This window comes from Bacteroides sp. NSJ-39, assembly GCF_014287315.1.
GTDB classification, from domain to species: domain Bacteria; phylum Bacteroidota; class Bacteroidia; order Bacteroidales; family Bacteroidaceae; genus Bacteroides; species Bacteroides finegoldii.
In genome coordinates, this window is the sequence record NZ_JACOOB010000003.1 from 1 (window position 1) to 12,996 (window position 12,996).

Consider the following 12,996-nt stretch of genomic DNA (forward strand, 5'->3'; position numbering starts at 1 on the left):
TTATGTTGGTAGATTTTGCAGGCATAAAAATATTCGATGCAATAACGGTAGAAGCAAATATTCTTTTATCTCAAAAAGCAGCAAATATTTTTAACACACAAGCTTGTTTGGTACAAGATGCGAATGGCTTGAATAATTTGAGCGATTTCGTGCAACAACAAGGCGTGAAGTGTAACTTTGCAGATTCTATCCCGTGGGTGATATTGTCTCCCATTGAACAGAGCATCAAACAGAAGATTGAGTCTGTGGGAATACCCTTGAAGGATTGGAACATCCAAATCAACTACGGGATAAAAACTGGTTTCAATGATGCTTTTATCATATCTACCGAAAAGCGTGATGAGATACTAGCGAATTGTCAAACAGAAGATGAACGTCAAAAAACGGCTGAACTTATACGACCGATTCTTCGTGGCAGGGATATCAAGAGATATGAATATGAATGGGCGGACTTGTGGATTATAGCAACATTTCCTTCGCGGCATTATGATATAGAAAGTTATCCTGCGGTGAAAAATTATCTTCTGTCAATTGGCATAGAGCGTTTGGAACAAACAGGAGAAACTTATATTATTAATGGCAAAAAAATAAAAGCCCGAAAGAAAACTAGTAACGAGTGGTTTGAAACACAAGATAGCATCAGTTATTGGGTCGTATAAGTTCAGCCGTTTTTTGACGCTCGCCTTCTGTCTGGCAATTCGCCAATATCTCATTACGCTTTTCGGTAGATATGATAAACGCATCGTTATACCCAGTAAGGACTCCACGATAAATGTTTATATCCCAATCTTTGAGTGGTGTACCAATAGATTCAATCTTATGCCTGATACATTGTTCAATTGGCGACAATATTACCCAGCTGTTACTATCGGAGAAATCGCAAATGGTATGCTCTTGCTGCACGAAATCGCTCCTTATACTTCTACCATAAAAGTCTTAATAAATCGAGCGAGCGTATTTCTATCCACTTTACAAATTTTAGCGATTTTGCGTTGTGAAACTTCAGCTTTCAATAGTTCTTGTATGAGAATTCTCTTATCGTGGAGTTTGTACTTTTCTGGAGCAGTCTTTTTCCCTTTAGGACGTCCTAATATTACCCCTTCTATTTTCTTTCGTGCTAAGGCTTCTTTTGTTCGTTGGCTAATAAGGTTACGTTCAATCTCTGCTGACAGTCCAAAAGCAAAAGCCAACACTTTACTTTGAATGTCCTCTCCTAACTTATAGTTGTCTTTGATAGTCCAAACCCTACATTCCTTGCTCATGCAAATATTCAGAATTTCCATTATCATAAAGAGATTACGACCCAATCTGGACAATTCAGCGCAGATAATTAAATCATCTTTCTGTACCTTATTGAGCAATTTTCCGAGTTCACGTTTGTTGTAGGCTTTTGTTCCACTAATGGTTTCCTCTATCCAACCATCAATTTTTATGTTTTGATTGTCGCAGAAATTCTTGATTTCAAAACGTTGGTTTTCTACTGTCTGCTTATCACTGCTTACTCTAATGTATCCGTATATCATATGTCTAATTATAAATGTTTATAGATATATAATATGGATAGTTTTTCTATAGAAACCTAAGAGAGCGTTGATTTTACATTTAATTCTTTGCCATTTCGTTTTTAATGAACTTTCAATTTCCATTTTTATATAGTACAATTTAATTTTTATTCTTCTATTTGTGCATAGAATAACTGACTTGATAGCAACTTATAGTTGAGCACAGCAATAAATACGGTTGTCAGCTCTTTACCTTAAAATCGGGCACTTCTTCCGAAGCTTTTACAATAAGTCGATAAGAAATTTATTTCAGAATTAATTAAAATTCCCGAATCTGGCCTATAACAAACTCGGATGGGAAAAGTGATGGTACCATCAGATATGCATATAGCCATATGACCGGACATGTAGATACGACGATAACAATACGCTCTTCTATCGGAAAGGATATAACGGGATGCACGGATAACCATATATGATTATCGGAATAGTGGTATGGCTGGTTGTGGGTATATGACAGCATCCGTATATCCGATTCTGTATTTTTATTATCGATATTTCATTTGTTCCAAAAGCCTCTTTAACAGATTCCATCCGGGATGATCGCCTGAATTCTCATGTACCGGACTTTCTTTTTGCTTGATTATCAAATAACCGTATTGCATCCGGCTATTTGTCGGAATCTGTCATTCAGTAATTGTTCCTGTCATTCGTTTTTTCTCTGCGGTTGTTGCCTTTTTTCTCGTAGTATTATGGTCATGTTACCGGATGGGAAGAGCCATCTCCATCACAACCATGAATTATAGTGTAGCCATATTTGTATATAGCCGTATGATACACTATCCGGATAATGCTATCACAGAATTGCGATATAGCCGGATATCAAAATAAGGATAGCCGGGAGTGAAGGGAGCACGCACCCTTCTGGATACAGATATCTCAAAATCTCCATTTGCAGAAGTGTAGAAGTAGCAATCCATTAATGGACAATAGAGCATGTAAAGGGCCGATTTCCCGTATATTCGCCTCCTTATCCCCGAATTATGGGCGTAAGTCACATGGTTATGGAGATATATCCATCCTTTAATGGGGAGAACAGCCGACAAATATCTGATAGAAATGCCCCGCAAACCACAGGAAAATAGCCTTACAATGAGCTGATACACAATAATTATTGGATAAACGTGGTCCGCTCCTGCGGACAGCAAGTTGTGTTTTCGTTAAACGAAAACCGGACGGTTTAACGGCGGAAACGCCGCCAAACCGCCCCCCAAAAAAAGCTCCGGAGTCGCTTTTCCGTACCGGTATCAGAAAAAGAGCCGACAAATCACATAAAGAAGGAAAGTGAACAGTTTTCTGATATTTTGGTCAGAAATCATATCGGAAATTTTGAGCGGTACATGTATTTTTGCAAAATAAACAGTACCCCTTGCTGCTTATCCGAAAACATTGCCTATCTTTGTAAAGTCGTGCAAACGACTGACATATATAGTTGATGTGTTTCGCTAACACCTTGTATTAGAAATCTGGTAAATTTCAAAATGGAAGCAGGGCTGAGCAGTAACACTTGTCACATGTATCCGTATGCGAATGACATGCGATATAGGTGTGGGGTACTGTTTTCATTTATTTGCTTCCGGGTTTTACCAGAACCTCTAATACAAATAAGTAAACCGGCTCCACACTTTCTTGTTAGATAGTGTGGCATTCAAGTCCGGTGGCGAAAATGGGGTCAGTCCGAAATGTTGATTTTCAATAATGGAATCCATGTGTGTTGGATAATTGTCGGATAATTGGTCATGAATGAATAGAAATCCGTAAAACTTATCAGCATTCATAAGAAACCATGTGTAGGATTTGGCTATTTTTACGCAGAAAAAACGGATAAGATTATGAAAAACGTAAATGCTATAATAAAAAACGCTTGGGGTGAGAGTCCGCCACCGAAAGTCAAAACCGGCTTTATCCCCAATCTCTGTGATTGGGAGAAGAAAAATTATCTGACGAATCCCGGCTCTTACTACCGGCAAAAGGCATCGGTCGGATATATAGCCATGAAAGGATGGCTTTTCACTATTTTGCGTTTGCCGAACTGTACCTTTGCTAACCAAGTGTTTTCCTACTTCCCTTTTCCATTCTCTATTCTGAATAATCAGATTCTCGCAATATATAAATTATACAATCACCTTTGGAATGATATCAAGGTGTCTTATCCTGTAAAAGCTGCTATGAAAAAAACGGCATTCATAGCATTGTTCTCAGGCATGATATTGTCAGCCGGAGCTCAGAATACGAACCGGATAACCGAAGAGGAGCCTGATATAAAGGTGACAAAGGATACGGTATGGAATATGGCGATTGAAAAGAAAGCGGCACCCAAGGTACAATTCCCCCAACCGGGAGACAAAATTGATGTACTGGATCCTATCGTGTACAGTTTATGCTATACTACCGCCTATGATAGGCTTGCCCGGAAATCCGTCAAGGTGAAAACTTACAGGAAAGAGTACGCTCCGTATATCCACGCCGGCTATGACTTTGGCGTAAAGCATTGGAAAGAAATCGTACTAAAAGACTATTCCTCGCTCTGGAAACAATTGAAGGACATTGCAGAGAGTATCGGAATGGAAAGGACCTGCTTCCGCAACGGAGCCCTTATGGGAGCATACTCAACAAATCCCTATCCGGAACTGGATTATATCGATGCCGCAATTTCCGATGTGCTGAAACAGGTAAGGAAGCATATCGCTTCTGAAAATGAGATATCCCGGCACTATTATACCTTATCTGATAAATGGTTTTCTTTTTTCAATGGAGAGAAAGAACGCTATTACGACATCGCAAATCACAACAGACCCTATTTCCTGTGCCAAGAGCATGCCGACGATGCCCTTATTCTTCCAGAGTGGATAGATACTGCCACAGCAAGCAATGACATCACCCAATCGGAAGCCCTGGCTTCGGCAATTGCAAAATTTGACTCCCCTGCCGTTCCGGACGGAATCCGCAAGCTGAAAGACAACAGGAGGCTCACACCCGACGAACGGAATGCCTTACTGGCACCTAACGATATGATTTCGTATGCCGTAGGCGTAGCACAAGCTGGCTGGATCATGGAATATAAATGGTTTATAGGGGAAGCCCACAGAGAGGAGTTTGATGCAATGCTCCTTTCCCTAGGAAACCGTCCTGCCATCATGGCCGCTTTTGAAGACGGACTGAGGAGTGCCATGACTATAACAGAATGTTTTAAAAATGCGATTCTGCGTCAGGACTGCGACTCGATATGTCTTATGAACAAAGCCATCAAAGCAGAATTGAACAAAGCATACAGACAAGACGTAGTTTATGGTTATGTCTTTATGAACGGAATGGATGCCGTTGAAATATACAGGGCCGGTGCCGCATGGGATATTCCTGAAAAACAAACGGCCAGCGGATTGCGGCTTGATAAGGAACGGGTGCTTGAAGGTTTCAGGGATTATCTGGAGGGACATTTGAAAATGGGTGTCGAATATGCCCGGACACTGACCAGGGGGCGCAATGCCATAGACTGGCATTTATATGAAAAAGACACGGAGACAATAGACTTGTCTGAAAACGGATTCCAGCCTGCCATTCCGCTACATATCACGACAGGCACATCAAGCGAGTGGAGCGCCGAACTGTCGCAGATGCTTACACTCCCACAGGAAGTTGCCGGGCAGAACATTATGGGCAAGGTAATGGCTACGGTGGTAATTGAGGCCGATGGTGCTGTCAGCAAAGTGGAAATTACAAGTTCGCCGCATCCGGCTTTGAGCGAAACCGTAACGGATTGCATCTACCGCATGAGGTTCATGCCGGCAAAATATGACGGAGAATGCGTCGCATCCGTCGCAGTTATTCCGGTATCATTTTGATTATAAACACAATACCACCATTCATCATGAGAAGAATATTATCAACCGTACTGCTTGCATGTCTCGTACTGGGAGCATGTGCACAAAACAAGACGAAAATGACAGAAGAAGAGAAAAAAAAGACCATGGAAGGACTTGAAGCGCTCTATCTGTTAGAGACAGGAGCGGCATTCGGCGAACTTGATTCATTGTCAGAAAACCACGAATTCAAACAGTATAGACTACCTTGGGAGGAATGGGCGGGCAAATTCAAATACGCGAAAGAGGGTCTACCAGTATTATTAAGGTGCTTTAATAAGGCATTCATAGAGCCTAACAAGGATTCTCCTATCTTCTGTAACCTAATGCTAAGAGGCAAATTTGAAGATTTATCTTCAAATTTCGACAGTCGGAAAAAATCCGAACTGTGGATGTTTCACCATCAGGATGAGAACGGGAACTTCACGGGATTCCACAAAAACCTTTTCTTCGACCTGGAGACTGATTTACAGATTCATCTGACGGATAAGCAGGGTAAACCGATCTATATACACCCGGATGAAAATCTCTATCTGCTTGAGGGCGGATACAAAGCCCAGAACAAAGACACGTTAAATATATGGTACGGGTTGCAGATACCGTTAACTGCCCCTTATCAGGAAATTGCAGGAGGACACATCTCCTTGTCTTTCTATATGCCTGAGAAATACGACCGCATCACAGTACCCATTAAGGAATTTGGAAACAAACCTGTACAGGTGACTTGGGGCAGCATGACTTTTTCCATAGAAAAGGTTGACAGCAACGGCTTCATCATTTCCACAGACGCAGAGAATATCGACAAACTGAGACGCATGGATTGCCTTTATCACAGAGACGGTAACTGGTACGAGCCGTCCTCTAAAACAGCCATAACAGGAGATTTGGACAAGATTCTGAGAAATAGTATAGGGAAAATCTCGTTTGAAGAGTGGTTGAAAAGAAAAAACATTGACCCGAACAAGCTGGAAGAGACTATGAAACACTATATGGAAGATGAAGTTTCAGAGGGAAATGACGGTACAAACATTGCCGGAGTTATGGGAAAGCACTACACGGTTGCCTTGCAGGGGGATAGTCTGTTGCTCTACATGCCGGATGAAAAGAAACGGAAAATTGCAGAGATAACTGTATTTGCCCCATCGGAAGGCAAAGCATCGCGATTATTAATCAACCACGAGCGATGCAGTGAACTTATAGAATGGTTGTGCTCAGAGAAATCACCTGACAATACAAAACAGACCGAACCGGAAGAGATGGAGGAAGTGGATTATTTCAGTCCTGATTTACAACCAGCCAAGCCCATCAACCCGCAGACAGGAATGCCGGACGATTGGAACATGGTCTTGGAACGATTGCTCAGGAAGCCCGAAGAGGCCGTCGAGCAAGGAATTACAGGAAGAATGACAGCGGAAATAACCATCGGAACTGACGGCGTTGCCAGCAACGTAAAAATATACGGAGATCCCCACCCGCTATTGAAAAAAGCGGTCTGCGACTGCCTATACGGCATAAAGTATGTCCCGGTAAAATGGAAGGGAAAAGCGATTCCCTTTGTCGCTACTCTCCCCGTCATTTTTAATTGACCGAGCCTATGGAAGGATATATCCTGATTGTACTACAGATTCTGATAACCGGACTGATTATCTGGAGAAGGAAGCAGGACTCCAAAGAGCCGTTAGGCTGTCTGGCAGCGGGTTTTATTTTCATGATTGTATTTGCTCTGACCACCGTACTGTTCAGTCTGGGGCATCTTATCATCAATGAAGGACTGTTTGCCAATATCTTTGCAAAGAGCAGAGGGTCGCTCGCCGCCGCTTCTCCTGTGGAATGGCTGATGGCTGGATTTATCTGTCTGATAATGACACTGGTATCTGCTACCGTCTGCTCTTTGGCTGGCTATGCTGTCATAGGCCGTCACCCCAAATTCTGCAAACTGATATGGAAAACACTGGCAGTAATCCTGCTGTTTCCCATCATGGCATTGGGAATATTGGTTGCGGCATTTGGGTTTGCCTATATTATCTGCATGAGGTTTGCCTCACCCATGTTTGACGATATCGGCTGGGGCTGGATGCTTCTGCTCTTATTTTTCAGTGTGATGTGCCTGCTTGGATTTTCCGGATTCGTCGTTTACCTGTTGGAAATGAACAGCGAGAAATTGAAAGAATACGATGAAAAGGACAGCAGACGTTCTTTCAGACCGGTCGATATGAATAACCATGAGAAAGGAGGCACTATATGATACGAAAACTTATGATCTGCATAGCCGTTCTGGTGGGTTTCTGCCCGATGGCATGGGGAACGGTCGATGATGTACCTAATCCCAAGACATACGATGCGGACAATTGGGTATCCGACCCTGACCATATATTGGACAGTGAAACAAAGAATAAAATCAACGATATATTGCAACAACTGGAGGACTCCCTGACCATAGAAGTGGCAGTTGTCGCCTTGAACAGCATCGGAGAAGAGGAACCGCATGAATTTGCCGTTACGCTGTTCAACCTGTGGGGTGTCGGCAAGGCGAAAGATGACAACGGACTGCTGATTCTGCTGACCCGGGATATACGGGATATCACCTTCAAGACCGGGTATGGTCTGGAAGGAGTATTGCCGGATGCCATTTGCAAAAGAATACAAATGGAAACCATGGTGCCGCACCTTCGGGAAAATGACTGGAATACAGGAATGCTTGAAGGTGTCAAGGCTGTAGCGGCAGTTCTGTACGGAAGTGACTATCAGGCAGCTCCGCCGGAAGCATGGATAAAAAAGTTCCGGCGTACCACCCCTTCCCTGGTCTTTATCGTGTTTGCCCTGATGCTGATACTTATAAACTGGCTTGTCTGGAAATCGGCGGTACACAGGATGACACCCAAAGACGAAGGGACGGAAGCCGCATTGGCCTTGCTGGCGACCCGAAACCCCTTTACTACACGCACCCTGCTCGGACTGTGCTGGCTGGTACCGGTGTGGGCCGCCATGCTAGGTATTGCCTGCTGGTATTTCGGCATACAGAAACAAAAGACCCTCAGGCGCAGCCGGACATGCCCGAAATGCAATCGGGAAACCCTCCGGGAGATTCCTTTGCACGAGTTGATAAAGGATACGAAACGGCTGACTGAAAGCGAACGCAAAGAAACAGAACTGAAGACGGCCTATATCCGCATCTACCGGTGCTCCGCTTGCAGCGAAGAGGTGAAAATCCGGATACCGCTTGAAAAGGACGGCTATGAATGCTGCCCCTCCTGCGGGCACATGACGCTGCACAAGGAAGAAAAATATCGGACTATTATTAAAGCCACCACTTCATCAGAAGGACTGATGGAGGCTCGCCATCGATGTATGTATTGCGATGCCGAATACATGGTAGGCTATACAATACCGAAAATCAACCCCTCTTCCAGACGTTCAGGAGGCTCAGGCGGTGGCGGAGGCGGCAGTTTCGGAGGAGGATCATCCGGAGGCGGAGGTTCATCCAGCCGTTTCTAATACAGTATATCAATATTAACAAAAACATGCAAATCATGAAAACTATTTTTATCATGGGAATCTTGAGTTTCTTTTGCGGCATCAGTGCCGCACAGCCTCAATACTGGGGTGAGGGTGCATACGATTTGGAAAATGTGGTGTTCGGAATGAAGGTGGACAAGTATTATTCCAAGGCGAAGACATACGACGAGGATTATGACGAATCATTCCGCTATTTCATGAAGAAAAAAGTGAAATGTAAAACCCAGGAAGGCAAAAAGGCGGTCATTCAGGAATACAGCTCGGTAGAAACAAATTACGGAGAGGTTCTTGCCCGCTTCGGGAAATTTGAATTCCCGTATACCGGCATGGTGGCGGACAAATCAGGAAAACTGATCGGCATTCTGGCACTGGGAAGGCTGGACGGAGCGGCGGCAGTGGATTCGCTGCTATATGCCATTGCAGGAAAGTACGGTCCCCAATGCTTTGTCACAGAAGAGTATTTCGGACATCGGAATTATGGATGGCATGTGAATGACCGGACTATCCAACTATATGTACGCAAGCCGAATCCGAAGCACAAGGATGCCGTGATTTACCTTGAAGAGAACGAAAAGGGAGAACGGAAAATTGTCGGCGGAGGCAGCCAGCCACACACCTGGTATGAAGTGTGCCTGATGGTGACAAAGACGAAATATGATCCGTTCATCGACTGCATCAGCATCGGTAACTGGTGCAATTTCAATGATCTCTCGTCAGATGTCCGGAGCATGGAAATCAATCCGGCAGCAGGCGTATACGACACCGGCGAGCTCTTTACGGAGGAAGATCTTGTCCCGGACACCACCAAAGGATATATGAACATCCCGGACGGAGAACTTCCCAAGTTCAAGGAAGGACCGTTCGCGAAATTCCCGGATTTCAGGCTTGCCGTGCGCCATTGGATGGCCTATAATGCCGGCCTCGGGAACCAGGGAAATCCCGAAGGGAATGTAAGCGTATCCTTCACAGTGGGAAAGGACGGCAAAGCGAAGGATGCCAAGGTGGAAAACCGGGAGACCACATCGTCCGAACTGGAAGTTGCAGCACTATATACCATCCAACGGCTTCCCGAATTTATACCTGCCACCCAAAACGGAAAACCCGTGGCATTCCGCATGACGGTGGCCCTCAGGTTTGAAAACCGATAAATTTTCTCTGCTATGGACAAAGACTTTTCAATAAGCGGTTATCTCCTTTCACGCCTGCAACCGGACGATCCCCAGGAAGCACGTTTGCGTATGCTTTGTGTGACCATATCCAAGGATATGCCGGAGGAGAGAAGAGAGCGGCAACTGCGTCCCTTTGCATCGGACATGGAATTCATGAATATGATTGCCGGATGGATGAACGGGCTTCCCGAAGCAATTAGCCATGAACAGCCGGACTTTGAGAGATGGCTGGAGCTGTTCATGACTGCCGGTGAAGCAGAATCCACCCGCTATGTCATGCGTTTGCAAATATGGTACACGCATTATTGCTGCGTAGAAGAGTTACTGACCTTATGCCGATTGCTACAAAGGCATCGTGAAGAACATCTGGAAGCCATCTATCACAGAATGCTCTACTACTTCCGCGAAGCGAGAATACAATGCGGAATGCCTTCCACTTCCGAGCCGGCAGAAGGTATTGAGGTATCATTCAAACTGCTCGATGCCTCCTACGAACATATCAACCGTAAAATCATTTTGCAAGCGGAAGAACTGCTCGGTATCCATACCGACCATTCTTTCATTCAGAAAGTGATGGAATGCCATACTGAAGCAAAGACAGCAGAAGAACTGGCGGAACTATGCGGAGCAAACAGTACCGTTACCTTCCGTCGGACATTCCTGAGATTGTTTAACTGTCCGGTAGCCCAGTGGCTTCGGCAAAAACGTGCCGAGCAGGTGCTGAAACTGTTGAGGACTACACACCTTCCATTACCGGAGATTGCCGAACAATGCGGATTTGCGAACCAGTCTTACCTGTCTGATTTCTGCAAGCGGAATCTCGGTGATACACCAGTAAATATCCGAAGAAACAGGAGCTGACCATTTATTATAAAATGAACGAATATGAAAATTAAAACACTTATCATTATGGGACTATTAAGTACAGCAGGTTCAAATTTATCTGCACAAGACGAAAAATTGACAAAAGAAGAGATTCAAGAGTTGAAAGAATATTTCGATTGGGAACAATCTACATTTAAAAATCCGATCATAAATCCCCAATATAATAATTCCGAAAATCTTAAAGCGGTGAATAAAAAAAAGCCATGGGAAGAACAAGTTACCGTTCCTTTGGATGTATATGACAAAATTTTAAGCACTGTTTCACTGTCAACTTCCTCCAATGAAGATGACAGCCATGAAATCAAAGTAAACCTGCATTATGACTTCCCTTCGGCATGGACAAACCAAAACGACTTTACAGGCTACCAAAGCGGTTCATATAAATATGAGGAATGGCCTAAAAACAATGGTTTTGACCCTGCTATTGGTATCCAGGCAGAGCGAAACGATGGTGTAAAAATCAGATTCATCTCACGAATGACCGACAACGAAAATAAATCCGTGTTATTGGTAAACAGCCTCCACTATGACCGTAAGCCGGTAAGAGATGACCAGGGACGCCAAAAAGGTACTGATGAAACCTATACATTGCGCACAGAACAACCATTATCGCAAGTGAAAGGGGATTTATCGGTCTGTATCCTTCAAACGGAATGGGAAAAGGTCAAAATCACCGATGCGGACATAAACAAGGAATTTACTCTTGACGGAATACCTTTTGAACTGCTGTCTTTCAAAAACGGAGTCATAGTCATTGCGTTTGATTACAAGTATTATGACAAAGTTCGTGATGAGTGGAAATACATCGGAACGAAAGACGGTGCGTGGTGGAAAAACAATAGGGCCAAGAGAGCCATCACTTCTTATACAATATACAACAACATCATCAATAATCCCGATTATTCTTTCCAAGACTGGATGAAGCATATAGATAATGAGGATTCAGAACATAGAGCTGTATGCACATTTGTTTCCAATGCCCCGATTGATGAAGTGTATTTTTATATTGACCCGAAATATTGTGAAACGATTTTATTGGAAAAAGTTTTAAAAGTAAAGTAACTACAAAAAATGTAAATTACCGGGAAGTATTTCCCATTAAGAATTGCGACCCGGTAATTTGCAGCAGCGGAAAATACAAGGAATATGAAAATTAAAATACTTATCATCATTGGATTGACAGCATTTTTATGCTTATCCGGCGCAACAGCCCATGCACAATCAGACAAACAGATTATCAACATGGATAACCCGGACTATGACATCGATGTGGAACGTTTATGTTCTCCATATATTGATTTCGATAATCCCAAAGAGACCAGCAAAGAAGTAAGCTATCGCTATGTGAAATACACACAAAACATGAACGTTTCGTTTTCTGAGAGATATCCGATTTTAATATATTATATAAGTATGGACAGTCTCGTTACCAAGAAAGCAACTTTTTGTGATACCGACTTCGGGAAACTGAATTTAATAACCAATGCACAAGGCAAATTAATATCGATGGTCTGCGAAACGAAGATGAACAAAACAAGCTTCAAGGAACTGGTAAAGGCTGTTAGACAGAAATGTGGCAAACCTGCCCTGAAGAAAGCAGAAACAGGTAAAGACGAACTTAAAAAGATTCTGATAAACTCGATAGTATCAAAGGGCAAGAACATACCCGTGTATCTTTGGAAGCTGGATGACGAATATATCGGACTGTTCATGGAAGGCGAGGACATCGTAAAGCTCTTCCGGGCAAAAAAAGAATTTGAAGATTTACTCATCAAAGTAAATGGTCCTTACATTGAGGCAACAATAGAGTTGCAAAAATGGAAGAAGAAAATATTTAAGAGATAAGAAACAGGCTATAATAAGCTAATTTTAAATCACATGAAAATGGCAAAAATGTGGGATACGGGAACACCGCGAGAAAGCATGTTCAAACATATTCTACAACACATTCCGGTGAAAAAAAATCCATCTATAAGCATACTAAAGAATCGTTTTCTATATTTG

The 12,996-nt window shown here is 43.2% G+C and carries 9 protein-coding genes and 2 pseudogenes; 9 read left to right on the forward strand and 2 right to left on the reverse strand.

The window, feature by feature from the left end:
* A pseudogene (locus tag H8S63_RS04640) lies at nucleotides 1-659 on the forward strand (class I SAM-dependent DNA methyltransferase); the annotation flags it as partial.
* On the opposite strand, the pseudogene H8S63_RS19935 reads toward H8S63_RS04640, so the two are convergent.
* Nucleotides 640-918, reverse strand: a pseudogene (locus tag H8S63_RS19935) (class I SAM-dependent DNA methyltransferase); the annotation flags it as partial. The pseudogenes H8S63_RS04640 and H8S63_RS19935 sit on opposite strands and share 20 nt — an antisense overlap.
* Nucleotides 915-1,523 (reverse strand): master DNA invertase Mpi family serine-type recombinase, encoded by a 609-nt coding sequence (locus H8S63_RS04645; protein WP_005652924.1) that lies wholly within the window; start codon nucleotides 1,521-1,523, stop codon nucleotides 915-917. The pseudogene H8S63_RS19935 and the gene H8S63_RS04645, both read right to left, overlap by 4 nt.
* Before the next feature lie 1,871 nt (nucleotides 1,524-3,394).
* Between H8S63_RS04645 and H8S63_RS04650 the strand changes: the two genes are divergently transcribed.
* From H8S63_RS04650 to H8S63_RS04685, 8 genes are all read left to right on the forward strand, one after another.
* The gene (locus H8S63_RS04650; protein WP_186925864.1) at nucleotides 3,395-5,404 is read left to right on the forward strand and encodes an energy transducer TonB; all 2,010 of its coding nucleotides are present in this window, start codon (nucleotides 3,395-3,397) and stop codon (nucleotides 5,402-5,404) included.
* Nucleotides 5,405-5,430: 26 nt separating this feature from the next.
* Complete coding sequence (locus H8S63_RS04655) at nucleotides 5,431-7,008, forward strand: energy transducer TonB (protein ID WP_186925865.1); 1,578 nt, start codon at nucleotides 5,431-5,433, stop codon at nucleotides 7,006-7,008.
* A gap of 8 nt (nucleotides 7,009-7,016) precedes the next feature.
* Nucleotides 7,017-7,667: a hypothetical protein gene (locus H8S63_RS04660; RefSeq protein ID WP_005652921.1), complete on the forward strand. Its 651-nt coding sequence runs from the start codon at nucleotides 7,017-7,019 to the stop codon at nucleotides 7,665-7,667.
* Nucleotides 7,664-8,917 (forward strand): YgcG family protein, encoded by a 1,254-nt coding sequence (locus H8S63_RS04665; protein WP_186925866.1) that lies wholly within the window; start codon nucleotides 7,664-7,666, stop codon nucleotides 8,915-8,917. The genes H8S63_RS04660 and H8S63_RS04665 overlap by 4 nt, the downstream gene beginning before the upstream one ends.
* Nucleotides 8,918-8,952: 35 nt before the next feature.
* Complete coding sequence (locus H8S63_RS04670; RefSeq protein WP_229102172.1) at nucleotides 8,953-10,086, forward strand: energy transducer TonB; 1,134 nt, start codon at nucleotides 8,953-8,955, stop codon at nucleotides 10,084-10,086.
* A 12-nt stretch (nucleotides 10,087-10,098) separates the two neighbouring features.
* Complete coding sequence (locus H8S63_RS04675; RefSeq protein WP_005652918.1) at nucleotides 10,099-10,968, forward strand: AraC family transcriptional regulator; 870 nt, start codon at nucleotides 10,099-10,101, stop codon at nucleotides 10,966-10,968.
* 24 nt (nucleotides 10,969-10,992) lie between these two features.
* Nucleotides 10,993-12,054 carry a hypothetical protein gene (locus H8S63_RS04680; protein ID WP_005652915.1) on the forward strand — a complete coding sequence of 354 codons (1,062 nt, stop codon included), beginning with the start codon at nucleotides 10,993-10,995 and terminating at the stop codon, nucleotides 12,052-12,054.
* A gap of 84 nt (nucleotides 12,055-12,138) precedes the next feature.
* Nucleotides 12,139-12,837: a hypothetical protein gene (locus H8S63_RS04685; protein ID WP_005652913.1), complete on the forward strand. Its 699-nt coding sequence runs from the start codon at nucleotides 12,139-12,141 to the stop codon at nucleotides 12,835-12,837.
* The last annotated feature ends 159 nt before the right edge of the window (nucleotides 12,838-12,996 follow it).